The organism is Martinezella sp. CNPSo 3732 (assembly GCF_057784515.1).
On record NZ_JBXSOO010000014.1, the window covers coordinates 1 to 25,392 of the forward strand.

General features: G+C 61.2%; 25 protein-coding genes. 7 read left to right on the forward strand and 18 right to left on the reverse strand.

What is annotated here, in order from left to right; translation table 11 throughout:
* From AC13RM_RS20930 to AC13RM_RS20950, 5 genes are all read left to right on the forward strand, one after another.
* A partial coding sequence (locus tag AC13RM_RS20930; RefSeq protein WP_488555489.1) for a branched-chain amino acid ABC transporter permease occupies window positions 1–844 on the forward strand: 844 nt, incomplete at its 5' end.
* Window positions 841–1,878 (forward strand): branched-chain amino acid ABC transporter permease, encoded by a 1,038-nt coding sequence (locus tag AC13RM_RS20935; RefSeq protein ID WP_488555490.1) that lies wholly within the window; start codon window positions 841–843, stop codon window positions 1,876–1,878. The genes AC13RM_RS20930 and AC13RM_RS20935, both read left to right, overlap by 4 nt.
* Entirely contained in the window at window positions 1,875–2,579 is a 705-nt protein-coding gene (locus AC13RM_RS20940) for an ABC transporter ATP-binding protein (RefSeq protein WP_374819942.1), read from the forward strand. The genes AC13RM_RS20935 and AC13RM_RS20940 overlap by 4 nt, the downstream gene beginning before the upstream one ends.
* A gap of 1 nt (window position 2,580) precedes the next feature.
* Entirely contained in the window at window positions 2,581–3,297 is a 717-nt protein-coding gene (locus tag AC13RM_RS20945) for an ABC transporter ATP-binding protein (RefSeq protein ID WP_374819940.1), read from the forward strand.
* 37 nt (window positions 3,298–3,334) lie between these two features.
* Window positions 3,335–4,279 (forward strand): AraC-like ligand-binding domain-containing protein, encoded by a 945-nt coding sequence (locus AC13RM_RS20950; protein WP_374819938.1) that lies wholly within the window; start codon window positions 3,335–3,337, stop codon window positions 4,277–4,279.
* Between the two features lie 42 nt (window positions 4,280–4,321).
* Here AC13RM_RS20950 and AC13RM_RS20955 read toward each other — a convergent pair whose 3' ends face one another.
* The 16 genes from AC13RM_RS20955 to AC13RM_RS21030 form a co-directional block, all read right to left on the reverse strand.
* Window positions 4,322–4,711, reverse strand: coding sequence for a nuclear transport factor 2 family protein (locus AC13RM_RS20955; RefSeq protein WP_374819936.1), 390 nt, complete (start codon window positions 4,709–4,711; stop codon window positions 4,322–4,324).
* A 7-nt stretch (window positions 4,712–4,718) separates the two neighbouring features.
* The gene (locus AC13RM_RS20960) at window positions 4,719–5,498 is read right to left on the reverse strand and encodes a MoaF C-terminal domain-containing protein (protein WP_374819934.1); all 780 of its coding nucleotides are present in this window, start codon (window positions 5,496–5,498) and stop codon (window positions 4,719–4,721) included.
* 15 nt (window positions 5,499–5,513) lie between these two features.
* Entirely contained in the window at window positions 5,514–6,302 is a 789-nt protein-coding gene (locus AC13RM_RS20965; RefSeq protein ID WP_374819932.1) for an SDR family NAD(P)-dependent oxidoreductase, read from the reverse strand.
* A 164-nt stretch (window positions 6,303–6,466) separates the two neighbouring features.
* Window positions 6,467–7,273: a 4-hydroxy-2-oxoheptanedioate aldolase gene (gene hpaI, locus AC13RM_RS20970; RefSeq protein ID WP_374819930.1), complete on the reverse strand. Its 807-nt coding sequence runs from the start codon at window positions 7,271–7,273 to the stop codon at window positions 6,467–6,469.
* Between the two features lie 11 nt (window positions 7,274–7,284).
* Window positions 7,285–8,088 carry a 2-oxo-hept-4-ene-1,7-dioate hydratase gene (hpaH, locus tag AC13RM_RS20975; protein ID WP_113228678.1) on the reverse strand — a complete coding sequence of 268 codons (804 nt, stop codon included), beginning with the start codon at window positions 8,086–8,088 and terminating at the stop codon, window positions 7,285–7,287.
* Window positions 8,088–8,960 carry a fumarylacetoacetate hydrolase family protein gene (locus AC13RM_RS20980; RefSeq protein WP_374819928.1) on the reverse strand — a complete coding sequence of 291 codons (873 nt, stop codon included), beginning with the start codon at window positions 8,958–8,960 and terminating at the stop codon, window positions 8,088–8,090. The genes hpaH and AC13RM_RS20980 overlap by 1 nt, the downstream gene beginning before the upstream one ends.
* A 23-nt stretch (window positions 8,961–8,983) precedes the next feature.
* Window positions 8,984–10,438, reverse strand: a complete 1,455-nt coding sequence (gene gabD, locus AC13RM_RS20985) for an NADP-dependent succinate-semialdehyde dehydrogenase (RefSeq protein WP_374819926.1) — start codon at window positions 10,436–10,438, stop codon at window positions 8,984–8,986.
* Window positions 10,439–10,507: 69 nt separating this feature from the next.
* On the reverse strand, window positions 10,508–11,488 hold the full coding sequence (gene hpaD / locus AC13RM_RS20990; RefSeq protein WP_374819924.1) for a 3,4-dihydroxyphenylacetate 2,3-dioxygenase: 981 nt from the start codon (window positions 11,486–11,488) through the stop codon (window positions 10,508–10,510).
* Between the two features lie 39 nt (window positions 11,489–11,527).
* On the reverse strand, window positions 11,528–13,045 hold the full coding sequence (gene hpaE / locus AC13RM_RS20995) for a 5-carboxymethyl-2-hydroxymuconate semialdehyde dehydrogenase (RefSeq protein WP_488555491.1): 1,518 nt from the start codon (window positions 13,043–13,045) through the stop codon (window positions 11,528–11,530).
* A gap of 41 nt (window positions 13,046–13,086) precedes the next feature.
* Window positions 13,087–13,473 carry a 5-carboxymethyl-2-hydroxymuconate isomerase gene (locus AC13RM_RS21000; protein WP_488555492.1) on the reverse strand — a complete coding sequence of 129 codons (387 nt, stop codon included), beginning with the start codon at window positions 13,471–13,473 and terminating at the stop codon, window positions 13,087–13,089.
* A 54-nt stretch (window positions 13,474–13,527) separates the two neighbouring features.
* On the reverse strand, window positions 13,528–14,547 hold the full coding sequence (locus AC13RM_RS21005) for a phosphotransferase (protein ID WP_488555493.1): 1,020 nt from the start codon (window positions 14,545–14,547) through the stop codon (window positions 13,528–13,530).
* A 6-nt stretch (window positions 14,548–14,553) separates the two neighbouring features.
* Entirely contained in the window at window positions 14,554–15,837 is a 1,284-nt protein-coding gene (locus AC13RM_RS21010; protein ID WP_488555494.1) for an aspartate aminotransferase family protein, read from the reverse strand.
* A 2-nt stretch (window positions 15,838–15,839) separates the two neighbouring features.
* The gene (locus AC13RM_RS21015; RefSeq protein ID WP_488555495.1) at window positions 15,840–17,195 is read right to left on the reverse strand and encodes an aminotransferase class III-fold pyridoxal phosphate-dependent enzyme; all 1,356 of its coding nucleotides are present in this window, start codon (window positions 17,193–17,195) and stop codon (window positions 15,840–15,842) included.
* A 17-nt stretch (window positions 17,196–17,212) separates the two neighbouring features.
* Window positions 17,213–17,863 carry an HAD family hydrolase gene (locus tag AC13RM_RS21020; protein WP_488555496.1) on the reverse strand — a complete coding sequence of 217 codons (651 nt, stop codon included), beginning with the start codon at window positions 17,861–17,863 and terminating at the stop codon, window positions 17,213–17,215.
* Window positions 17,860–19,113, reverse strand: coding sequence for a Tm-1-like ATP-binding domain-containing protein (locus AC13RM_RS21025; RefSeq protein WP_488555497.1), 1,254 nt, complete (start codon window positions 19,111–19,113; stop codon window positions 17,860–17,862). The genes AC13RM_RS21020 and AC13RM_RS21025 overlap by 4 nt, the downstream gene beginning before the upstream one ends.
* Window positions 19,113–19,898, reverse strand: a complete 786-nt coding sequence (locus AC13RM_RS21030) for an IclR family transcriptional regulator (protein ID WP_488555498.1) — start codon at window positions 19,896–19,898, stop codon at window positions 19,113–19,115. The genes AC13RM_RS21025 and AC13RM_RS21030 overlap by 1 nt, the downstream gene beginning before the upstream one ends.
* 318 nt (window positions 19,899–20,216) lie before the next feature.
* Here AC13RM_RS21030 and AC13RM_RS21035 point away from each other — a divergent pair, with 318 nt between their 5' ends.
* Window positions 20,217–21,671, forward strand: a complete 1,455-nt coding sequence (locus AC13RM_RS21035; RefSeq protein ID WP_488555499.1) for an APC family permease — start codon at window positions 20,217–20,219, stop codon at window positions 21,669–21,671.
* 56 nt (window positions 21,672–21,727) lie between these two features.
* Complete coding sequence (locus AC13RM_RS21040) at window positions 21,728–23,206, forward strand: aldehyde dehydrogenase (protein ID WP_488555500.1); 1,479 nt, start codon at window positions 21,728–21,730, stop codon at window positions 23,204–23,206.
* An 88-nt stretch (window positions 23,207–23,294) separates the two neighbouring features.
* On the opposite strand, the gene AC13RM_RS21045 is transcribed toward AC13RM_RS21040, so the two are convergent.
* Both AC13RM_RS21045 and AC13RM_RS21050 read right to left on the reverse strand, forming a co-directional pair.
* Window positions 23,295–23,807 carry a flavin reductase gene (locus AC13RM_RS21045; protein WP_015342805.1) on the reverse strand — a complete coding sequence of 171 codons (513 nt, stop codon included), beginning with the start codon at window positions 23,805–23,807 and terminating at the stop codon, window positions 23,295–23,297.
* 10 nt (window positions 23,808–23,817) lie between these two features.
* Window positions 23,818–25,380, reverse strand: coding sequence for a 4-hydroxyphenylacetate 3-hydroxylase N-terminal domain-containing protein (locus AC13RM_RS21050; RefSeq protein WP_374819903.1), 1,563 nt, complete (start codon window positions 25,378–25,380; stop codon window positions 23,818–23,820).
* Window positions 25,381–25,392: the final 12 nt, after the last annotated feature.

Sequence of the window (25,392 nt, forward strand, 5' to 3'; positions counted from 1 at the left end):
TTCCGGCCTGGGCATCGGCGCAGTCTATGCGCTCTCCGGCGTCGGTCTTGTCGTCCTGTTTCGAGCGACCGGCGTTCTCAACTTCGCATTCGGTGCCTTCGGCGCGATCGGTGCGCACTGCGCCTGGCAACTGCTGGAGTGGAAGATGCCGCTTGCCGCCGCCATCCTCGCCGCCGTTGCCGTCTCGACGGTGATCAGCTTTCTCTATGGCCGGATCTTCGCCCCCCTGCTATCGCATCGTGATATCGTCGTGCGCGCCGTTGGGACGCTGGCGCCGGCGCTGATTTTGATTGCGATCATGGGCGTCATCTGGGGTGAGCTGCCGCGCCGCCTGCAGTTCCCGACCGACCAGATGTTCGTTTCTCTCTTTGCCGTGCGCCTGACCTTCACGCGTATCATCGCCATCATTCTCGCCGTCGTCATGGTCATTGCCATCACGCTGCTTCTGACCCGCACGCGCCTTGGCTTGGATATGCGCGCCCTTGCCAATGATCGCGATCTCAGCGCGGTCCTCGGCGTGCGCATCCTTTATACGGAAACCGCTGCCTGGATCATGACCGGCATCTTCTCCGGTTTTGCCGGTCTTTTGTTGGCTGATCTCGTCCGGCTGCAAGGCACCTTTCTCACCTTGCTGGTGATCCCGGCGATCGCCGCGGCGATCCTCGGCCAGTTGCAGTCGCTCTGGCAAACGGCCGTTGCCGGCTTACTGATCGGCATCGCCGAGGCCGTGCTGACGCCCGTCGCCTGGATCTCGCCCTATCGAGCAGCAGCACCCTTCATCATCGCGCTTGTCGCGGTCACTATCTTGGGAGGCACCGCGAAAGTCGCGTTGAAGGACCGATGACCGTTCAGGAGCAAACAATCGCCCCAACAGCCGAGGGCATACCGATGGTGCGTCTGCCCAAGCAGCTTATTCATGTGCCTGTGACGATGGCGATCTTTTCTATCGTTGTTGCCTGCCTTGCCAATTCCTTCTGGCTCTCTGCAGCAACCTCCGCTGTCGCACTCTCTCTATCGGTCGCCGGGCTTGCCATCCTCTATGGTCAGCTCGGTCTCGTCTCGCTTTGCCAGTTCGCGCTTGTCGGCGTCGGCGGCTGGGTGACGCTTCGCGTCGGCCATGCCTTTCATCCGCCTTTTGAGCTTAGTCTGCTTGCCGGCGGTATCGTCGCTTCTGTGGTGGGATTGGCGTTCGGCGTGCCCGCCTTGCGCCTGCGCGGTCTTTATCTCGCGCTCGTGACGCTGATGTTGGCGGGCGCCTTCCAGATCGTTATCAGCGCCTGGGGTTTTCCGGATGGCGGTCCTGGCTTCCTGGGTCGGGCGGATGGTGCCGGCCGCGCCATGCTCGCAAGACCGGCAATCGCCGATGGCGAAGTCTCCTATTTCCTCTATGTCTGTGTCGTGGCAGCGATCGGCCTGCTGATCGCGCAATGGCACAAACTTGCCCGTCCCGGACGGGCGTGGGCGCTGATCCGCAAGGGCGAGACGGTTGCGGTTGCCAGCGGCGTCAATGTGCTGATCTACAAGGCTTGGGCCTTCGCGTTGAGCGGCTTTCTGGCCGGTCTCGCAGGTGGATTGCTCGCGGGCAATGTCGGTCAGCTCGACGGGCGTGCCTTCGGCGCCTTCGAGAGCCTCAACCTCTTCGCACTTGCCATCGTCGGCGGTGTCTTCAACTGGTACGGCGCCGTCATCGCCGGCCTGCTGCTGCGTGCCGTGCCGGCCCTCCTCACTGATCTCGGCATTGACGGCTATGTCACGATCGGGATCTTCGGCGTCGCCCTATTCCATGCGCTGGCGACCGCGCCTACGGGCATTGCCGGCCAAATATCTGCGCTGATCGCCTGGTTGAATGCGGCACTTTCCGGGGGGAAAGCGCGATGATCAAGATCGACAATCTTATCGTGCAGTTCGGCGGTATCAGGCCGATCAACGAGCTCAGCGCCGTGCTGACGGCGCCTATCGCCGGTCTCATCGGCCCGAATGGCGCAGGCAAGACCACGTTGCTCAATGTGCTCTCCGGCTTCGTGAAACCGATCCAGGGCTCGGTTTCCCTCGGCGAGCGACCTCTGCTGCCGATGATGCCGCTGCAGCGGGTGCGTGCGGGCTTGCGACGCTCATTCCAGACGGAGCAGGTGGTGGAGGATCTGACGGTTGCCGGCAATATTGCCGCGATCGCCGATCATGTCGTCGGCGCTGGGCATCATGCCTTTGCGGTCGAGCACGCGCTTGCCTTCGTTGGTCTCACTGAGGTTGCCGATCGGCTCGGCCAATCCCTCAATCTCTTCCAGCGCCGTCTCGTCGAGCTGGCAAAATGCGTTGTTGGCGAGCCGAAGCTTATCCTGCTCGATGAACCAGCCGCCGGCCTGACCGAAGACGAGGGCAAGGTTTTTCGTGAAATGGTGCTGCGTATCCCGGCGGAGTTCCGCGCACAGGTGCTGATCATCGACCATGATGTCGATCTCATCCGCTCCATGTGCAGCGAAACCATGGTGCTCGACTACGGCAAGCTTCTGGCGCTCGGCCCGACGCAGACCGTGCTGGCCGATCCCAATGTGCGACGCGCCTATCTAGGGGAGTTCTGATATGGACGCCACGTCGGAAATCAGCGTCGAGAATCTCGTCGTCGAGCGCGGCGGCAAGCGTGTTATTCATGACATTTCCTTTTCAGTCGCGGCTGGGAAGATCACGACGCTTCTCGGCGCCAATGGGGCGGGCAAGTCGAGCACAGTCATGGCTATGGCCGGCGTCCTGCCATGCGGCGGTTCGGTACGTCTTGGCGGTATCACGCTCGAAGGCTTCTCGCCCGACCGCATTCGTCGCGCCGGGCTTGCGCTCGTGCCGGAGGGACATCGCGTACTCGGCCAGCTTTCCGTCGAGGACAATATTCTCGTGGCCGCGCTGGAGGGATCGACGGCGGCTCGGCTAGAAGGGCTGGCCCATGCCTATGAGATATTTCCCGAGCTTTTGGAGCGTCGGCGCCAATCGGCATCGGACCTTTCCGGCGGCCAGAAGCAGATGGTGGCGATGGCGCAGGCCTTCGTCGCCAAGCCGCGCTTCATGATCGTCGACGAGCTGTCACTCGGCCTGGCGCCGGCCGTCGTCAAGCGGTTGGCCGAGGCATTGAAAATTGCCGCCGCGCGCGGCATCGGCGTTTTGTTGATCGAGCAGTTCGCCAATCTTGCACTCGATCTTGCGGACCAGGCTCTCGTGTTGGAACGCGGCCACCTGGTCTTTTCGGGCGCTGCCGCCACGCTCAAGGCCCAGCCGGACATTCTGCACGGCGCCTATCTGGCAAGCTGACGCGAAGGAAATATCTCACCTCTTGAGGACATCGATCATGGCCGCAGCACTTCACCGACATGTCGACAGCGCCAGGGGCCGAGCGTTCGCGGGGCTTGCGCGCGATCTCTTCGGCAATGTCCGGCTCGATTTCGGCACCGCGGATGAAGAAAAGAGCCGGATGATATCCGCCATGCTGGGCACATGCCGGCTGACGCGGCTGGAGGCGGACCGGCATGTCGTCTTCGGTGATTGTGTGACGGCAGCGCCGGAAGATCCTGACGCCATCAAGCTGATCGTGCAGACGGAGGGCAGCGCCTCGCTGACGCAGGGCGGCTTGCGCGCGCCCGTCTCGCGGAATGCAGTCGTCATCTACGATCCAAGCCGCCCCTATATGCTGACGAACAGCACGCCGGTCCGCCAGTTGCTGCTGCAATTGCCGCGCCACGCGCTGCCTCATGCGGTCGTCGAACGATTGGCGCAGCCCTTCACGGCCCGTGCCGAGCAGGACGGAATGTGCCGGATCCTTCTATCCCTGATGGACTCGACCATTCATGAGATCGATCATCTTGACGAGGCCCGGCGCTTGAGTGTCGGCCAGACCATGATCGGGCTCGTGCGCACCATGATTGGTGCCGACCTACAGCAGGCAAGGCCTGTCGCAAATCCACTCTATGTGCTGCTGCACCGGATCAAGGACTTCATCGAGATCAATCTCGAACGGCCGGACCTGACCGTCACCTTGATCGCGCGCCGTATGGGCTGCTCGGTGCGTTACGTCTACCGTGCATTTGAGGTCGAGCGCTTGACGCCCTCGGATTACATATGGGACCTGCGTGTGCAGAAGGCTGCGGCAAAGCTGCGGGAAGGCGGCGGTCATGCCGGAGAAATAGCCGAGATCGCGTTCGCACTCGGTTTTTCCTCCAGCGCGCATTTCTCGCGGGCCTTCCGCCATCGCTATGGCGTTTCGCCGTCGCAATGGCGCAAGGCCGGGATGTCCTAGGCGGACAAGGCGGCCCGGCCGGAGCCGAGCCGCCTCAATTGCTCATCGCATGGATTCAGCCACTCTCAGCGTATCGGTGAACTGCTCAAAACGCCGGATCTTGTCGTCTGCAACGCCCCAGACATGCACGACGCGGGCCTTGAAGGCTTTCCCGGTCTGCTTGTTTGTGCCGCTATAGTCCCCCACGCCAACGACCTCGTCACCGGCGTCGAGCAGACGTTCGAGCTTGAAGGTATATCCATCGAAGGCCTGTCCGAGCGCCTGGAAGACGTTCTTGAAGATTTCCTGCGGTCCGACATAGGTGCCGGCGCAGGGAAATCCGTCCATCTCGGTCCAGCGGCAATCGGGGGCGATGTCGGCAAGCATGCCATCCATGTCGCGGCGGTCATTGGCGTCGTAATGCGCCTTTACGATATCGAATGCTTTGCGCATGGGATCCTCACACTGGTTCCTGGCCGGGCAGATAATAGGTCATCGAGGCCTTGCGGATGAAGGCGCCGGCCGGGCTGTTCTGGATGCGCCCGTCGCCGGTGATGCCGAGGAACTTGCCGGTCGAGCGCATGTCGTTGAAATTGTAGAAGAAGGTGGATGCGACCGCGATCTTGAACTCGCGGAACGTAAATATGTAGAGATTGTCGTCGAACTTGTAGGTGGTGGTGAGGTCGACATCGCCGTGGCCGCGCTGCACGCCGACGAGGCATTGCCAGGCATAGCGCTGCGAGGAGAGATAGGTGTGCTCGTAGACGTGGTTGGGGCTATAAGTGAAGTGCGCCCTGAGCCCGATCAGGTCACGGCTCTCATGCGGTACCGGCCCGCTTGCGGCGCCACCTTCAATGACACCCGGCCGGAAGATCTGCGCGACCTGCGGCTCGCCGACGGAATCCTTCAGCTCGCGAACGACGGAGTAGATGGAAAGCACGCGGCGCGTTTCGGTGTTGAGGATCAGCGTCTCGGCTTCCTTGGGCCGGCCGGCAAAGATGATCTCGACGAAATAGGTCTTCGGCGCGACTTCGATCATCTCGGATAAATCGTTTCCGCTGTCCTTGGCATCCGACCATTTGACCTCGCCTTTGGCGAAGGCAAGCTCCAGGGTGCGGCCGTCGTCGAACGCGATCTTGTGAGACGTGCCGGTCAAAGCCTCCGTTGCGGGCAGTCGATTCGTATCGATGCCATAGGCGAATTCGTCATAGGTTTTCCAGTCCTTAGGATTCTGGTTCATCGGTCTTCCTCTCAGTTATTCTACAAAGGCCAGTGTCGGCAGGTCGACGGTGCCGGCACCGCCGTCGACGGTCAGGACCGCGCCGTTGATCATCGATGCTTCGCCCGAGGCGAGGAAGCAGACGGCACTGGCGACATCTTCGGCGGTCGCGGGGCGGCCAAGCGGCACGTCCTTGGTGACGAGCGCATAGGCTTCCTCGATGCTCTTCAGTTTGTACTTCTCGACGATGAATTCCATCTGCTCGTCCGCCATCGCGGTCGTGACCCAGCCGGGGCAGACGGTGTTGGTGCGCACGCCCTTGCGGCCGTAATCGCGCGCCAGCGATTTCGCAAGCCCGATGCAGCCATGCTTCATCGTGACGTAGCCAGCCGCATCCGGACCGGCAAAAAGCCCGGCGATCGAGGCGAGAACGACGATATTTCCCTGGTTCTTGATGAGATGCGGTAGGGATTCGCGAGCGCTGACGAAGGCGGTGTTGAGGTTGAGACGGACGGCGAGATCCCACGTCTCGTCCGACATGCTGACCGTCGGCCCGACGCCATGGCCGCCGGCATTGGCAATGAGAATGTCGAGGCCGCCATAGATATCGACAACCTTCTCGACGGCGCCCTTCATCGCTGCACCATCGGCGGCATCGGCCGCGACGATGGTCGCGCCGATTTCATCGGCAACACTTCTCAGCGGCTCGGGACGACGGCCGATGAGCGCGACATTGCCGCCCTCCTGCCGGATGCGGCGCGCAACTGCCGCGCCGATGCCCGTACCGCCGCCGGTAATCAGAGCGGTCTTGTTCTTGAAACGCATGTTCCCTCCTCTTCGCTTTCGGGTTCATCATGACCGATGCTTGCAGAGGCGTCGCGTCCAGCTGTGCAGTCCGTTTTGACTGAGCGTGCACAAGGCTTTGTCTACGCCGAAATCTGCGTGATGAGGCGCAAGGTCAAGCGATGCCGGGAGGGCGGCGTCGGCGCTCAATAGACCTTGACGTCTTGAGGCGGCTTGGCGGCATCCGCCTTCTTGAAATCGTCAAGGAGCTTGACCGTGGCATTGGCAAGCAGGGTGACGTCGTTGCCGATCGCGACGAAGGTGGCGCCAAGCTCGAGATAGCGTTTTGCCAGCGAGAGATCGCCGATCAAAATGCCGGCGGCCTTGCCATGCGACTGGATTTTTGCGAGCGCCTTTTCGACTTCTGCCTGCACTTCAGGGGCACCCGGCTTGCCGAGATAGCCCATGTCGGCCGCGAGATCGGATGGTCCGATAAAGACGCCGTCAACTCCTTCGGTCGAGGCGATGTCGTCGAGCGCCGCAAGTCCGGCGCGGCTTTCCACCTGCAGAAGCAAGCAGATCTCGTCATTGGCCGTAGCAAGGTAGTCCGGAATGCGGTTGAAGGCGGAGGCGCGGGCAAGGGCTGCGCCGACGCCGCGCACGCCATGCGGTGGGTACCGAACAGCCTTGACCATGGTCTCGGCCATCTCTTTGCTGTCGACCATCGGGATGAGCAGGGTCTGCGCGCCGATGTCGAGCATCTGCTTGATGATCCAGGTCTCGCCGATCGGCGGACGGATCACCGCATGGCTAGCCGCGCCCTTCATCGCCTGCAGCTGCGAGACGAGAAGCGGCACGTCGTTCGGTGCATGCTCGGCATCAAGCAGCAACCAGTCGTAGCCGGCGCCGGCGCAGATTTCGACCGTGTAGGCATTAGCGAGCGCTTGCCAGAGGCCGATCTGCGTCCGCTCTTCCTTCAGGGCCTGTTTGAAGAGATTTTTGGGCGCCGGCATGGTTCACTCCTTCATGCAAAGAACAGGCTGACCGATCCGTAAGGGCCAAAATCGGCGTTGATCGTATCGCCATGCCGCGCCTCGATCGGGCGGATGAACGAACCGGCAAGCACGATCTGGCCGGCTTCGATGCCATCGCCATATTGCGATAGGCGATTGGCAAGCCAGGCGATGCCGCGTGCGGGCTGGTTGAGCACGCCCGCGCCAAGGCCCGTTTCCTCGACCTCGGCATTGCGGCTGACGATCGCACCCATCCAGCGCATGTCGATCTCACCGGGCCGCACGGCGCGGCCGCCGGTGACGATGCCGGCATTGGCGGCATTATCGGAGATGGTATCGACGATGGTGCGCGCCTTTTTCGTGTCGGGATCGACGCGAAGGATGCGCGTGTCGAGGATTTCAAGGGCCGGTGTCACATAGTCGGTGGCATTCAGCACATCGAAGATCGAAACGTTCGGGCCCTTGAGCGGCGCCTTCATGACGAAGGCGATCTCGGCCTCGATGCGCGGCTGAATGAAGCGGTCGGCCGGCACGGTCGCGCCGTCTTCGAAGACCATGTCGTCGAAGAGCACGCCGGAATCCGGGATGTTGATGTTGAGGGCATATTGCATTGCCTTCGATGTCAGCCCGATCTTCCAGCCGATCGGCTTGCGGCCGCTCGCGATCTTCTTTTTGACCCAGGCGCCTTGAACGGCATAGGAATCGTCCATCGTCATCTGGGGATGCTTGAGGGAGAGGAGTCCGGTCTGGACGCGCGTCCGCTCTGCTTGATCTAGGCTTTCGGCCGCAGCCTGGATTTCATCTTGCGACAGCATCAGCGCACCTCGTCGGCAATGGTATTTTTCAGGATGCCGAGGCCATCGGCTTCGACCTCGACGACATCGCCCGGCTCTAGCCAGATCGGCGGATCGAAGCGGGCGCCGGCGCCCGTCGGCGTGCCCGTGACGATGACGTCGCCGGGAACGAGCGTAGTGAAGGTGGAGATGTAGTTGATGATCTTGCGGAAGGAGAAGATCATTCGGCTGGTGCGGTCGCTCTGGCGCACTTCGCCATTGACGCGGGTCGTGAGCACTATGTCTTCAAGCTGGGCCGCATCCGTGAAGGGGATCAGCCACGGACCGATCGAGCCGGTATTATCGAAGTTCTTGCCCTGGGTGACGTTGAATTTCGCGTGACGCACCCAGTCGCGGATCGTGCCCTCGTTGCAGAGCGACAGGGCCGCGATATGAGAGAAGGCGTCGGCCTCGGTGATCCGGCGGCCAACCTTGCCGATGACGATGACGACCTCGCCTTCATAATCGAGCTGCGGGCTTTCCGGTGGACGGATCAGGGGCTGATCATGCCCGGTGAACGACCGCGGAAAGCGGATGAAAAGCGAGGGATTGGAAGGGGCAGCCTGCCCATCCTTATATTCCTCATTGCGGTCGGGGAAATTGACCCCGACGCAAATGATCTTTTCCGGCGCCGGAATGGGAATCTGGAAGCGAACCTCGTCGAGCGTAAAATCCGGCTTCAACGTCTTGGCTTCCTCCGCAAGTTCAACGAGGCGACCGGCCTCGATCACTTCGCGCAGCGTCGGCCATGTCGCGCCATGTCGCGCAGAGAGGTCGACGACACCGCCGTCGACCGCAAGCCCGTAGCCATGACGGCCGTTTCTCGAAAAGGATAGGAATCTGGGATGGGTCATGCTTTCACGGCCTTCTCTTGACCTCAGACGACGCCGCCGAGGCAGACATATTTGATTTCGGTGAATTCCTCGATGCCGTAGCGCGAACCCTCACGGCCGAGGCCGGAAAGCTTGACGCCGCCGAACGGCGCTTCGGCCGTCGAGATCAGGCCGGTATTGACGCCAACCATGCCGTATTCCAGGGCTTCGGCAACGCGGAAGACGCGCGCGAGATCCTTGGAATAGAAATAGGAGGCAAGGCCGAACTCGGTGTCATTGGCCTGTGCAATGACATCGGCCTCGTCCTTGAAGCGGAAGAGGGGAGCGACCGGCCCGAAGGTCTCTTCCTTGGCGACGGCCATGGCAGGGGTCACGTCGGCAAGCACCGTCGCCTCATAGAAGCGTCCGCCGAGCTGATGGCGATGCCCGCCAGCAACGATACGGCCGCCCTTGGAAAGGGCATCGGCGACATGCTCTTCGACCTTGGCGAGGGCGGCCTCATCGATCAGTGGGCCGAGATTGATGCCTTCGTCGAAGCCATTGCCTGTTTTCAGCGAACCAACAGCCTTGGAGAGCTTCTCGGCAAAGGCATCATAGACGCCATCCTGCACGTAGAGACGATTGGCGCAGACGCAGGTCTGGCCATTGTTGCGGAACTTGGCGATCATCGCGCCTTCAACGGCGGCATCGAGATCGGCATCGTCGAACACGATGAAGGGCGCGTTGCCGCCGAGCTCCAGCCCGAGTTTCTTGATGGTCGGCGCGCTCTGCTTATAGAGCTCGGCGCCTACTTCGGTCGAGCCGGTGAAGGTGAGCTTGCGCACGACAGGGCTTGCGGTCATCTCGCCGCCGATGGCACGGGCCGAGCCTGTCAGCACGCTGAAAAGGCCTTTGGGCAGGCCGGCGCGTTCGGCAAGGATCGCAATCGCAATCGCCGAAAACGGCGTCTGCGAGGCGGGCTTTAGCACCATGGCGCAGCCGGCGGCAAAGGCCGGGCCGGCCTTGCGGGTGATCATCGCATTCGGGAAATTCCAGGGCGTGATCGCCGCGACGACGCCGATCGGCTGCTTCATGACCAGAATGCGCTTGTCCTTCTGATGGCCGGGAATGATGTCGCCATAGACGCGGCGGGCTGCCTCGGCAAACCATTCGACGAAGCTTGCGCCATAGGCGATCTCGCCCTTGGCTTCCGGCAGCGGCTTACCCTGTTCGGCCGTCAGGATGCGTCCGAGATCGTCCTGATTTTCCATCATCAGCTCGAACCAGCGGCGCAAGATGCCGGAGCGCTCCTTGGCGGTGCGGCCGGCCCATTCCTTCTGCGCGGCTTCGGCTGCGGCAATCGCCTTCTTGGTCTCGGCGGCGCCCAGATTGGGAACGAGGCCGATGATCTCGCCCGTTGCTGGGTTGTCGACCTTGATCGCATTGGATGGATCGGCCTCGATCCACTCGCCGCCGACCAATGCGGCCTGCCGGAACAATGTTGCGTCTTTCAAATTCATGACGGACTCCTCGCGCTTTCGAACGTTGATGAGGAGCGGGCGTTTTTCGCCCGCTCTCAAGGGTAACGCTTAAGGCGCGATAATCGGCTGTGCCTTCAAGTCGGGCTCGGCCACTTCCGCACCGGCAAACAGGCTACCATGTTCGAACCAGGATTTGGGAGCCGGTGCACCCCACAATGTCTGACGCTGCGGGTCCTTGAGATCCCACTTGATCGGCTCCAGATCGGGATCGACGGTTTGATAGTCCGAGCAATAGATTTCGATTCGGTGGCCATCCGGATCGAGAATATAGAGGAAGAAGGCGTTGGAGATGCCGTGGCGTCCGGGACCGCGCTCGATATTGGCGACCCAGCCGGTTGTCGCCATCAGGTCGAGCAGGTCGATGATGTTGAGCGGCGTCGGCACCCAGAAGGCAGTGTGGTGCAGGCGCGGGCCACGGCCGTTGGTGAAAGCGATGTCGTGGACGCCGCCTTTGCGATGCGTCCAGGCAGCCCAGAGGCGGCCGGTCTCCTCGTCCTCGGTATATTCGGTCACGCGGAAGCCGAGCTCGTTATAGAAGGCGACGCTCTCGTCGACATTGGTCGAGAAGCAATTGAAGTGGTCGATGCGCAGCGGCTTCACGCCCTTGTAGAGCGCGTATTTCTGGTGGATCGGCGGCAGGCGGTCCATCTTCGAATAGAATTCAAGAGGAATGCCATGCGGGTCGCGCGTGCGGAAGGTGCGCGCCTGGTAGGGGCGCTCGATCCATTCGACCGGCAGGTCCTTGCCCTTGAAGAAATACGCCGCCTTGTCGAGATCCTCTTCGCTGAAGACCTTGAAGCCGAGATCGCGGGCTTCGGCCCTGTCGGATTTCTTCAGCACGATGCAGTGGTGACCGCGCTCCTCCATCGCCCTGAGATAGATCGTATCAGCCGTTTCATCCGTCACCTGCAGGCCGAGCGTATCGACATAGAAGGCACGGGACTTGGCAAGATCGGTGACGCCAAATTCGATATGGCTGAGGCGAACGATGTTGAAGGGCGGATAGAGATTAGGTTTCGGCAGGCGCATTTGTTCCTCCTCTTATGCGTACTTATAGATATTGGCGGCTCAGCCGCCGAGTTTCTGGATGGCGTGCGGCTTGGTGGCGAAAGCGATGTTCTTGGTTTCCATGTAGAAATCGAAGGACCAGTCGCCGCCGTCGCGGCCGATGCCGGAGTTCTTGACCCCACCGAAGGGTGTCGGCAGATGGCGGACGTTTTCCGAGTTCACCCAGATCATGCCGGCTTCGAGGTGATCGGTGAAACGGAAGGCCCGGGTGACGTCCGAGGTCCAGAGATAGCCGGTCAGGCCGTATTGCACGTCGTTGGCAAGCGCCAGCGCGTCGGCTTCGTCCTTGAAGGGGATGGCGGTCAGCACTGGCCCGAAGATTTCTTCCTGGGCGATGCGCATCCGGTTGTTGGCGCCGGTGAAGAGTGTAGGCGAGACATAGCAGCCACCGCCAGGACCGTTGAGTTTCTCGCCGCCGGCAGCAAGGGTCGCACCTTCGGAACGGCCGATCTGAATATATTCGAGTACCTTCTTTTCATGCACGGGATGGACGAGCGGGCCGACGACGGTTTCCGGATCAAGAGGATGGCCGACCTTGATGCGTTTCGCCTTCTCGGCGACGATCGCGGTGAACTTGTCGTAGACGCTTTCCTCGACCAGCAGGCGCGAGGACGAAGTGCAGCGCTCGCCGTTCAGCGAATAGATCATGAAGACGGCGGCGTCGGCAGCGCGCTCGAGATCGGCATCGGCAAAGACGATGACCGGGTTCTTGCCGCCAAGCTCGAAATGCACCCGCTTCAGCGTATCGGCGCCCTGTTTCATGATCATCGAGCCGGTGCGGCTTTCGCCGACGAAACCGATCGCCTTGATCAGGGGATGTTCCGTGAGAGCCTTACCGGCGTCTTCGCCCAGACCGTTGACGAGATTCCATACCCCCTTCGGGAGACCAGCGTCTTCGGCGATCTCCACCAGCAGGCGGGCCGTCAACGGTGAGAATTCTGCCGGCTTGTGAACAATGGTGCAGCCCGCAGCGAGAGCCGGCGCGATCTTCCAGGTCGACAGCATGAAGGGCGTGTTCCAGGGCGTGATGATGCCGACCGGGCCGATCGGCACGCGTGTCGTCAGGTTCATTTGGCCTTCGGCGCGCAGCGCCTTGCCATCACGGGCTTCTGGGGCGCGATCGGCGAAGAAGCGGAAGTTTTCCGCGCCGCGCAGGGCGGCCTTGGCCATGAATTTCAGGGACTGTCCGGTATCCATGCATTCGACGAAGGCGATTTCTTCGGCGCGGGCCACGATCGCATCGGCGATCTTATGCAGGAGCTTCTTGCGCGCTTCACCCGGCATCGCTGCCCACTCGGCGAAGGCAGCCTTTGCGGCCTTTGCGGCGCGATCGATATCGGCTGTCTTGCCGTGAGCGACGGTGGCGAGAGGCTTCAGATCGACAGGCGAGATGGTCTCGAAGGTCGAACCGTCATCGGCTGGAACATCCTCTCCATTGATGCGGTTGAGAACGCCGCGATCCTTGAAACGGGCGAGAAAGCCTTCCGCCTTTGCGATGTTTTCCTGCAGTTTGGACATCGTCTATTCCTTTGGTGTTATGTCGTCCCGCGAAGGGAATGTCACTTGCCGCGCAGCCGCGGGTGGATGGCGTTCTTCTTCCAGCTGAGTTCGGCATCGATCTCGCGGATCTCAAGCGAAAGGGCGAAATGCGGCGTCTCGAAAAGCGGGCCGAGAACATCGATCGCCGCGGCGAAGATTGCTTCGCCAGTGCGTTTCTTTTCGTCCTCCGTGCGGCCTTTACCGATGCGGAAGTTCAGATCGACGAAAGCGTTTTCTGGTAGCATGTCGGCGATGGCATAGTGATCGGCGCGAAAGGCGCGCACCCGCACAGCCCCGACCTCGAAAAGCCCGGTGTCGAGAACTGTCTTCAGCAGCCGCTCGCAGAGCGCGCCGATATCGGCGCGGCCCTCCAGATTGGCCGAATATTCGATGGCGAGATGCGGCATCAAGTCCTCCCGAGACCTCAATTACTTAACACGTTAATAAATATCTCGCGGATGTCAAGCGACAAAGTCGAGCCGTCTTGCCATCTCCAGACTCTCGTGGACGTAACGCGACAGACGTTCGACATTGTCCGGAATTTCCGGACGTTCCGCGAGCCATCCAATATATGTAAGGTTCCTCAGCACCATGAATAGGGGCAGGGCCGCCAGAGCCGCTTCGGAGAGCGCGCGCCGGCTGCGATAGCCTGATATCAGCGCTTTCTCGATCACTGGATAGGCGGGTTCGTTACGGTTCTTGAGCAGGGTGGTCGCAAGATCGAACAGGCGGAAGCCGTGTCCCGCATCGTCGAAATCGATGAAGGCGACATTGCTGTCGGCTCCCGTCAGAAAGATGTTTTCTCGCACGAGATCGGCATGGATCAGCCCATAGTCGAGGCTTTGGCTGCCCGCATTCGCGAGGGTACGGCGCAGCTCGTGGCGTAATGCCGAGAGGGCGATAGTGCTCTCAGATGAAAGGCCGCGACAATCCCAGAAGCGGCCCCAGAGCGGCGTTTCGCCGACCAGCCCATCAATGTCCCAAACCGGGCGGCGAAAACGTTCCGGTGGTTTCCACGCATCGGCAAGCGCGTGCATGGTGGCCATGTTCTGTCCGATACGGAAGAAGATTGCTTCCTGCATTTCAATCGATTGGGAAAGGGGCGTACCACTTTGGCCAAGCGGCACGCCATCGATCCAGCTCACCACGTCGGCATACTGTTCAGAAAAATGCCTGTTGGCCGGCAGTCGGATGAGGCTGTGCTTTCTGCTTGTCGGCACAGGGCTCGGCACATCCAGGCCGCCGTGCTTGAGGGCGGCCATGAAGTGCAGTTCCGAGCGCAGGCTCGTTTCGTCATGATAGCCTGGCCGATGCAGCCGGAGCGCGGCGAACTGTCCGTCTTCCAGCGTGATGCGGAAGACGGCATTCTCCCGATATTTCATCAGGATAGGTTCATGGGCCTGCACCGGCCAATGGTCGAGTGCCTCCAGCGCACGTTTCTGAAGCGCGCCGCGGATGGTCTGTGGCAACGGATCGGCCATATTGCCTCACAGGCCAGTTAATACGTCGTCGAAGATCGACAACATGAAGTCGGCATTGTCCCGGGTGAATGGCATGGGCGGGCGGATCTTCGTGGCGCATTGGTGAATGCCGATCTTGCCCATGAGCACGCCGCGCTCGCGCATGGCATTGATGATCCGGGTCGCCTCGGCAGTGCCCGGTTCCTTCGTCTGCCTGTCCAGCACGAATTCCGTACCCATGAAGAGGCCGCTGCCGCGCACATCGCCGATGATCGAGTGCTTCTCGGTCAGCTGCTTGAAGGCGTCGCGCGTGTATTCGCCGACATTGCGGGCATTCTCGACGAGGTTTTCTTCCTCGATGACATCGAGCACGGCCATGGCCGCAGCGCAGGAGACCGGATTGCCGCCGAAGGTGTTGAAATAGCGGAATGCCTTGCGGAAGGTGTTTATCGTATCGACATTGGCAATGACGCCGCCGACCGGATGGCCATTCGCCATCGGCTTGCCGAGCGTGACGATATCGGGAACGATGCCGGCGTGCTGGTGACCCCACATATGCGTGCCGGTGCGGCCGAAACCGGGCTGCACTTCGTCGGTAATGACGAGGCCGCCGGCCTTGCGGACAGCAGCAACCGTTTTGTCGAGAAAACCCGGCGGCAGATCCGGAAAGCCTTCGTTGGCGAAGAACGGATCGATGATGATGGCCGAAAAGCCATGCGGGCTATCCTGAAGCGAGGAGATCGCCTTTTCGACTTCTGCCGCGAAGGCCGTGGCAAAGGCGTCGCCGCCTTCACCGCCAAGCGGACGGTAGCTGTCAGGTGCCGGTATGTGGCGAACATGGCCGCCGAAGCCGCCAACGGGCGGCATGCGGGTCGACAGCTGCGACACGGCGGTCGTGTTGCCATGATAGGTGTGGTTCGTGGCGATGACGCCGGTCTTGCCGGTCACAGCCTGCGCCATGCGCAGGGCCACGTCGTTCGCTTCACTGCCGGTGCAGGTCAGGATCGCCGCGTTGAGGCTCTTGTCGAAGGTTGCCGTCAGCCGCTCGACGTAATCAAGTATGCCTCCGTGCAGATAGCGCGTATGCGTGTTCAGCGTCGAGGCCTGCCGCGCGATCGCTTCCACCACGCGTGGATGGCAATGGCCGACATGTGGCACATTGTTGTAACAATCGAGATATTTGCGGCCGTCGGCGTCCCAGAGCCAGACGCCTTCCCCGCGCACGAGATGCACGGGGTCGTCGTAGAAGAGAGACATGTTCCGGCCCAAAAGCCGTTCGCGGCGCGCGATAAGGGTTGCGTTGTCGGACATGATCAGCCTCTCGCTGCAGTGAGGCCGGCGTCAAGCGCGGTTAGCATGGTCTGGACATTCTCGGCCGTCACGATCAGCGGCGGCGACATGATGACATTGGTGCCCGAGGTGCGGACGAGAACGCCGGCGTCATAGGTGGCGTCCTGCACCTTTTGGATCACATCCTTGGCGGCGCCGCTCTTCTTGGCGCGGTCGCTGACGAGTTCTAGGGCACACATCAGGCCCCTGCCACGCACATCGCCCACCAGCTCATGCTTATCCTGCAGCTTCTTCAGGCCGGCAAGCAGCTCTTCGCCACGGGCGGCGGCGTTGTCGGCGACGTTGAGTCGCTTGGTTTCCTTCAAGGTGGCAAGGGCTGCGGCGGCACCAACCGGATGGCCGGAATAGGTGTAGCCGTGGCCGATGCTGCCGAGCGGCCCCTTATTGCTTTCGAAGACCTGCGCCACCTTGTCGGAGATCATGACAGCGCCGAAGGGGAAATAGCCGTTGGTGATCGCCTTGGCCGTCGACATCATGTCCGGCTGCACGCCCCAGAGGCGCGATCCAGTCCAGGCGCCGGTGCGCCCGAAAGCGGTAATGACCTCGTCAGCGATCAGCAGGATGCCGTGCCGGTCGCAAATCTCGCGCATCAGCGGCAGGAAGGTCTCGTGCGGAACGATGACGCCGCCGGCGCCGAGTACCGGCTCGACGATCAGCGCGGCGATGGTATCGGCACCCTGGAAAGCGATTTCATCCTCGAAAAGCCTACCAATGGCAGCCGCGATTTCCGCGCCGTCGGTGGTGTTGAACGGATTGCGGTAGGTGAAGGGAGCGGGCAGGTGGAAGACGCCTGGAAGCAGCGGCTCGTAGTTGCGGCGGAAGTTCTGGTTGCCGTTGACCGAGGCGCCGCCGAAATGCGTGCCGTGATAGCCCTTCTTCAGCGCGACGAACTTGGTGCGCTCCGGTTGGCCGTTGACCTTGTGGTACTGGCGCGCCAGCCGCAGGCAGGTCTCGACCGAATCCGAGCCGCCGGAGGTGAAGAAGGAACGGCTGAGCCCATCCGGCTTGAACCATTCGGCAAGCTCATAGGATAGTTCGATCAGCGGTGAGTTGGTCGTGCCACGGAAGGTCGAATAGTAGGGCAGCTCATCGAGCTGGTCGCGGATGGCCTTCTTCACCGGCTCGCAGGAATAGCCGAGATTGACGTTCCAGAGGCCGCCGACGGCATCAAGTACCTTCTGGCCGTGAATATCGACGATTTCGACGCCTTCGCCGGAATTGATGATGCGGGGCGGATTGGCCTGCATCTCGGCTGGATGGGCCATCGGGTGCCACAGGTGGCGTGCGTTATTTTCGATGATGAAATTGGTCTCACGCATGTCAAATTCCTCTTGGTTCAAAGCCCCAGCATCGCAAGTGCGCGGGCATAGCTTTCGGCAGGGCGGGTCACGTCGAAATGCACGTGAGGCAGGTTCACGGCTTCGGCGCCCTCGATGTTCTTTTTCTGGTCGTCGACGAAGATGCAGGCCTCGCGTGGCAGGTTGAGCTCGGAAAGGACGAGCTCGTAAGCGCGGGGATCCGGCTTCAGGATCTTCGTGTAGGTGGCGTCGACGATAACGTCGAAGAGCTCGATCAGCGGAAAACGCTGGCGGAACTCAACGCCATAGAAAAGGTCGAGTTCGTTCGACAGGATCGCCAGCTTGAGGCCAGCCTCCTTGGCGCGCAGGATGGCGTCGCGCGCTTCCGGCCGTAGAACCAGTTGCGGCTCAGCGCCGCGCGCCCGACGCACGAAGGTCTGCATGTCGGTCCAGTTTTCACCAACCAGCTTGCCGACTTCGCCGGCTCGGGTCAGCCAGTAGTCCCGTTCGGTGATCTCGCGATTCTGCATTGCGACCCAAAGCGGATCCGTCGCTGTGTCGAACGGGCCGAGCCAGGTCAGCGATCCCTTGGGAAGGCCAAGCGTACGCTCAGTGACGTCATGCGTTTCGAACAAGGTGCGCGTAACGACACCACCAAAGTCGAGGATAAGTGCGCGGTCTTGGGTCATGGCCGTCCCTCAGGAATAACACCTTCGGCGACCCATCGATCGAAGATGGCAAGGGCGGCGGTGGAGAAGGCGGGCGCATTGATATGGGCGTCAACTTCGTGAAGAGTGACAGAGGGCGGAACGGCGCGGCGCATCTCATCGATGAAGGCGTCGAGGCCCTCGGGGTCATGCAGCGGCTCCTCCGGCTTATCCCATTCCTGTAACCCTTCGGTCGGCAGCAGGAAGGCGACTTTCGCTTCGGCGCGCTGCAATTTCTGTCCGATCAGCCGCGCGACTTCGCGTCGGCCTTCAGGCGATGTCGTCACCGATCCGATCAGCCGGTTATGGGCGTGATAGGGACGATCCGCAAAAATCGCTGGCAAGTCCTGCCACGCCTGAAGATCGACCATGTCGACCGCACCGGGTGCGACGATCTGCGGAATGCCGGCGCGTCCTGCGTTTTCGAGCCTGTCCGGTCCGGAGGTAACGACGCTGTTATAATGATGATTGCTGACTTCCTGGATGCAGAAGTCGAAGACGGCGGCAAAGCCCCCCTTTGCAGCGATTGCTTCATAAGCACGCCCGCCCATGCCGGTCGAATGGAATACGGCAACGTCGTAACCGCGCTTTTCCAGTTCGGGCCGCAGATATTTCATATATTTGAGGCAGGACGAGCCGAGCGACGTCATGCCGACGAGGGGCCGCTCCCGATCGGGCTTGGTGCCGTGCTTGGCTGCGCCGACGACCGCGCCGCAGGCCTGTGAGAGCACGGAGCGGCAGATGCTGTTAAGGCCGTAGAGACCGCCAGCCCAAAGAATCATCATCAGGTCGGGCGCAATGCGTTCGGGCGGAATGAGATGGGAGTAGGCAATGGTCGAAACTACGAATTTCGGGACGCCGAGCGGCAGGACGGCAGCGACATCGAGCGCCAGATCCGTGCCCATGGAGCCGCCGAGCACGATGATGCCGTCGACCAGTCCATCTTCATAGAGGCGGAGGGTCAGGGCCGATGCGCCCTTTGCCATAGCAGCCATCGCGCTATTTTCATCGCCGCTTTCGGTGATGGCTTTGATTGTTGTTGCGGCAGCCTTCGCAATGTCATGCTTGGAATAATCAGGGCTGTAAGGTGGATCGCCGAGAATGCTCACATCCATCATGACCGGCTGGCCGCCGGCTTGCCGGATGACGGATGCCATGAATTGCAGTTCGTCGCATTTGGTGTCACCGGTTCCGATGACGAGTATCCGTGGTGAGGGAGCCTCCGGGCTCATCAATCCGTCCTCCTGAGTTTCGCAATGGTTCCCGTGGGTCTTTCCGACCCGTAGTATTTTTCTGAGATCGCGTTGGCTGCGGTGGCGGCCTGTGCGCCGAATTCGTGAATGGCGGCCGTGTTGGTGCGCGAGAACGGAGCGGCGATCGCCACACAGCCAATCGGTCGGCCGCCTGGCGTGCGCACCGGCGCGGCGGTGCTGATGACGCCGGCCTCCAGGCCCTGGTCAATGATGGAAAAACCCCTTGCTGCGGTTTCAGCGAGCATCTTACGCAGCAATTGGGGATCGGTGACGGTGTGATCGGTAAATTTCTCGAGCGGCTTTTTAAGCGCTGCGTCGATTTCTGCCCGTGGACAGAAGGCCAGAAAGGCGAGGCCTGATGCCGTCGCATGGAAGGGAAGGAGGCTGCCGACATCGACGATGATGCGGTGCGCGCGTGGCGAATCCTCCACGTGAATGGTCGAGAGCTGTCCGCCTGAGAACTCAGAGAGATGAACAGTCTCGGTCGAGGCTTCGGCAAGCGCCTTGACGAAAGGAATTGCGATCCGGAGGAAAGGAAAGCGCGCTTCCCGGATACGGGCGAGGCGAACGGGCGCCGAGCCGATGCGGTAGCGGCGCGTGTCCTGATCCTGCTCGACGAAGCCGTGTTTTTCCAGCTCCACGAGAAAGCGTCGTGCCGTCGCCTTGTCTAGCGCGCACAGGCGGGCGATGTCGGTCAGACCCGCCTCCTTGTCCAGCCGTGACAGGGTATCCAGCAATGCCAGCGCCTTTCCGATCGTGCTCATCATTCCTCCTCTTGGGTTGGTCAGGTTCTGATTCTGTGCGTCCAGCCTCGGCTTCCCGTCAAATCAGCTTGCTGACCCTGCGCCGCGACACGATAGCAGCGACCCAAGATACTTAACATGCGAAATAACTTGACAGAGGCCGGCAATGTTTGCAAGTCTATATTTGAAGCTGTGGTTCAAATAATGAACCATAAGCGCTGGCGGCGGCTAAATCAACAAAAGCATAAGCCCCGCTCGTCAGTCCGGTTTTTGGTGGAGGTCGCACGCGTGCAATCGCGGCGATGATCGGATGTTCTTAAACAAGGGGAACGAACGCAGATGAACACGCAAAATTCGCAAGGTGCCGCTGAAAACCAGCTGCGCAAAAACAGTCTCGGCGTCGGTGCCGTGACCTTCCTCGTCGTTTCGGCTGCCGCGCCGCTGACGGCTGTTGCCGGCGGCGTGCCGCTTTCGATGATGCTCGGCAACGGGCCAGGTATACCGCTTACTTTTCTGCTGGTGACGGGTATTCTGCTGCTGTTTGCGGTCGGTTACGTCGCCATGGCCCGCCATATAAGAAATGCCGGCGCCTTCTATGCCTATACGGCCCAGGGCCTTGGCGGCCTCATGGGCGGTGCTGCCGCGCTCATCGCCATTCTCGCCTACAATGCCATGCAGGTCGGCGTCCTCGGGCTTTTCGGGGCGGCGACCAAGGGCTTTTTTGCCGAGCAGATCGGCCTCGATCTTCCCTGGTGGGTCTGGAGCTTCATCGGCATCGCCTTCGTTGCCGTCTTCGGCTATCGGCGTGTGGATCTCTCGGCCAAGGTACTGACGGTGCTCGTCATTCTCGAATATCTGGTCGTCCTCGTCATCGATGCCGCGATCTTCGTCAAGGGCGGCGATGCTGGTCTTTCCGCAGTACCTTTCACGCCGACCGCCTTCTGGAGCGGGACGCCCGCCATCGGCCTCCTGTTCTGCTTTGCCGCCTTCATCGGCTTCGAAGCGACGACCATTTACAGCGAAGAAGCTCGCGAACCGGAAAAGACCGTACCGCGCGCGACCTATATTTCCGTTCTCATCATCGGCCTGTTCTATATGCTGACTTCCTGGCTGATGGTAACTGGCGCCGGCGTCGACAAGCTTGTTCCGACGCTGCAGGGCCTTGCCGATCCCACGACCTTCCTCTTCGGCCTTGCCGAGCGCTATGTCGGCCACTGGATTACCGTCGTGATGAGCGTGCTCTTCATCACCAGCCTGTTTGCCGGCATCCTTGCCTTCCACAATGGCGTGGCGCGCTACATGTATGTCGCCGGCCGCGAAGGCCTTCTGCCAAAGTCGGTGGGCGTCACGCATCCGGTCTTCCAGAGCCCGCATGTCGGCTCGATCATTCAGACCGTTATCGCCGTGCTCGTCGTCGCGCTCTTTGCGGTGACGGGGCAGGATCCGGTGCTGGCGCTGTTCTCCTGGCTCACCAATGTTGCGACGCTCGCAATTATCCTGCTGATGGCGTTCACCGCCTTCTCGATCGTCGTGTTCTTCAGCCGCAATCCCGGGCTTGAGCGCAATGTGCTTGCTATCAAGGTGCTGCCGATCGTGACGGGTCTCATCCTTCTGGCGCTCGTCTATTATATCTCGGCGAATTTCGGCGCGATTGCCGGCGCCAACGGCGTGCTTGCGGTAGTCTTGCCGGGCCTGGTGCTGATAGCAGGGATCATCGGGTTCATCGCGGCGGCTCGCCTGAAGTCGGCCGATGCGGCAGGCTATGCCCGCCTCGGCGCGGGCCAGGAAGCCTGAACCAGTTCCAATCATGGTGGCGGGAAAACCCCGCCACCTCTTTGTGAGAGAATGAGATGCAGGACAAGATCGACCAGCTCCGGACATTATCCGTTTCCCCGCAGGAATTGTTCATTGCAGGCGCCTGGCGCCAGCCGGTCAGCGGCGCAGCGATGGATGTCATTTCGCCAATCGACGGAACAAAGCTGACCACGATCGCCGCTGCGGGCACGGAGGATGTCGATCTCGCGGTCAAGGCCGCACGGCAGGCTTTCGAAAAGGGCAGTTGGTCGAAAGCGGCACCGGGCGAACGCAAGAAGGTACTGCTGAAGATTGCCGAACTGATCGAGAAGAACGCGCTCGAATTGGCCGTGCTCGGGGTGCGCGACAACGGCACTGAAATTTCGATGGCGCTGAAGGCCGAGCCTGGCAGCGCCGCCAGCACGTTCCGTTACTATGCCGAGGCAATCGACAAGATTTATGGCGAGATCGCGCCGACGGCTCATAATATTCTCGGTCTCGTCCACCGCGAGGCCATCGGCGTCGTTGCCGCCATCGTGCCGTGGAATTTCCCGATGATGATCGGGGCTTGGAAGATCGCGCCGGCACTTGCCGCAGGCAATTCCGTCGTGCTGAAGCCCGCCGAGGGTGCATCGCTGACGCTGTTGAAGCTTGCCGAGATTTGCGCCGAAGCGGGATTGCCCGAAGGCGTGCTCAACGTCGTTACAGGCCGCGGCTCGGTCTGCGGCGAGGCGCTCGGATTGCACATGGATATCGATGTGCTCGCTTTCACCGGCTCGGGTCCTGTCGGACGGCGGCTTCTGGAATATTCGGCGCGCTCGAATTTGAAGCGCGTCTACCTGGAACTGGGCGGCAAGTCGCCGAACATCGTCTTTGCCGATGCGCCCGATCTCGATCAGGCGGCCAAGGTCTCGGCCTATGGCATTTTCCGTAATTCCGGCCAGGTCTGTGTTGCCGGTTCCCGGCTGCTTGTGGAGAAGTCGATTCATGAGGCTTTCTCCGAGAAGGTAGCCCGTATCGCGGAGGCCATGAAGGTCGGCGATCCGCTGCAGTTGATGACGGAAGCGGGAGCTATTTCCAGCGAGATCCAGCTGAAGAAAGATCTTGGCTACGTCTCGCAGGCGGTTTCGGAGGGCGCGTCTCTGCGCACTGGCGGCTCGCGTATTCTGGAAGAGACGGGCGGTTATTATATGCGGCCCGCCGTATTCGACGTTACGCCATCCATGACCCTGGCGCGGGAAGAGGTCTTCGGGCCGATCCTGTCGATCATTGCCTTCGAGACGGAAGCGCAAGCACTTGAGATCGCCAATGCCTCGGAATACGGCCTTGCCTCGGCCGTCTGGACCTCGAACCTGTCGCGCGCCCATCGGATGGTGCGGGGCATCCGCGCCGGCGTGGTGCATGTCAACACCTATGGCGGCGCCGATAACAGCGTGCCACTCGGCGGCGTCAAGCAATCCGGCAATGGTCATGACAAATCGCTGCATGCGCTCGACAAGTATGTCGATCTGAAAACGGCTTGGATTCAGCTCTGACGGATTGCTTACTCATGCAAACAGGGTGCCGCATTATCATCGGCACCCTGTTTTCGTTTCTCGTGATCGTTAGCCATCCATGCGGCCCCTAGCCGCCGAAGCTGCCCGTCTGGGTCGGCACATGCACATAGTTGCGGTCGAAATAGAGCAGCGCGTGCCCGTCCTTGCGGCTGCGGATATCCATCACTTCACCGATGAAGATATGGTGTGTGCCGACAAGGCGCGCTTCGGTCAGGCGGCAATCGAAGGAGACGATGGCATCGGAAAGTGCCTGGCTGCCGGAGCGGAAGTTGATCCATTCCGCTGCGGCGTAGCGCTCCTCCATGTCGGCGCGCTGGCCGGCGAAATAGCCGGCCAGTTCCTTGTGCTCCTGCGTCAGGACATTGACGCAGAAGCGGCGATTATCGAGGAAGAGGCTTGTTTGCGCCGAGCGGCTGTTCATGCAGACCAGCAGTGTCGGCGGCTCGTCGGTGACGCTGCACATGGCCGTCGCGGTAAAGCCGCCACGGCCAGCGGGGCCGTTGGTGGTGATGACATTGACCGGTGCGCAGACCCTGGCCATGGCGTTGCGAAATTCGGTTTTCGAGAGTTGCTCCTCCATGGCAACGTCCTCACTCGGCGGCGTTGCGAGCAGGGGAGGTGTCACCGAGGGGTGGCAGCCAGGTGTCTCCGGTCCAGCCGTTCTCGTCGTAATCGCTCATGCACTGATCGACGAGCGCTTCCATTTCCTTCAGCCGCCCGCCGCGCTCGGCGCCCTTCAGCACCTGCAGGCGAACTTCCTCCGGCGCGCCGGCGTAGTTGAGCTCGTAAAGAGCGTGGCGTCCGCCGAATTCGGTGCCGGTGGCGTCCCAGAGCAGCTTCATGATCTTGATGCGTTCGATATGGCCCATGTCGTTGGAACCGCGCACATATTGGGCGAGATAGCGGTCGATCTCCGGATTGCCGAAATCCTTGGCCGAAGAGGGCAGATAGATCAGCCCCGACGCGATGACCTTGCGTACGGTTTCGATGACGCGCGGATAGGCCTCCGACATGAAGGTGCGATAGGAGAGGGCGGCTTCCATGTTCGGCAGTACCGCGCCATTGGCCCAGGGCTGCGGATTATAGGCCATGGCGTTGGAAAACGACCAGAACATATGGCGAAGCGCGATGATTTCGCCGAGTGCCGCCTGGTTGCCGCGGAAGGCATCGCCGCCGGTCGCGCGCAATGCCTTGGCGAGCAGCCCGGCGATGAAGTCGAGCTTCACGGCGAACCGCGTGCAGCCCTGGAAGCAATAGCCATGCATGAAGCCCGAGGCCGGGTGAAACGAGAGGATCTTTGCCGCATCACGCAGCACGAGCACGTCCTCCCAGGGCACGAAGACATTATCGAGCACGAGGATCGCGTCGTTTTCGTCGAAGCGTGACGACAGCGGATAGTCGAAGGGATGTCCCACCGTATTGGCTGTTTGCTCATAGGAGACACGGCAGAACATCTTGATCCCAGGCGCATTCATCGGAACGATGAACATGACAGAGAGAGACGGGTCTTCCGTGACGGTCGCCGAGCTCTGGGCAAGGAAATTATAGTGGGTCAGTGCTGAGGATGTCGCCACCACCTTGGCACCGGAGACATAGATGCCGGCATCGGTTTCCTTGGTGATGTGGACGAAGACGTCCTTAACGGCATCGGCCGGCTTGTGGCGGTCGATCGGCGGATTGACGATCGCGTGGTTCATGAAGAGCACGGATTCCTGCGCCCGCTTGTGCCAGGAAAGCGCATTGTCCTTGAACGGCCCATACCAGTCGGCATTGGCGCCGAGTGTGTTCATGAGCGCGGCCTTGTAATCGGCCGTGCGGCCCATCCAACCATAGGACATGCGGGCCCAATCGGCGATGGCGCCCTGCTGAGCGACAAGCTCTGCGGAAGATTTTGCCACCCGGAAGTATTTGTGGGTATAGCCGCCCGAACCGGTATCGGTCGGGGAAGTCAGGCGATCCTTGGTTTTTTCGTCGTGCAGCGCGTCGTACATGCGGGCGAGCGAGCGGACGGAATTGCGCATGGCTGGGTGCGCAGTCACATCGGCGATGCGCTCGCCATTGATATAGACTTCCCGGCCGTCGCGCAGGCTTTCCAGATATTCGGCGCCAGTAAACGGACGGGTCTTGTCGCTGCGGTGATCTTCAGCTCGCATCTCGTATTCCTC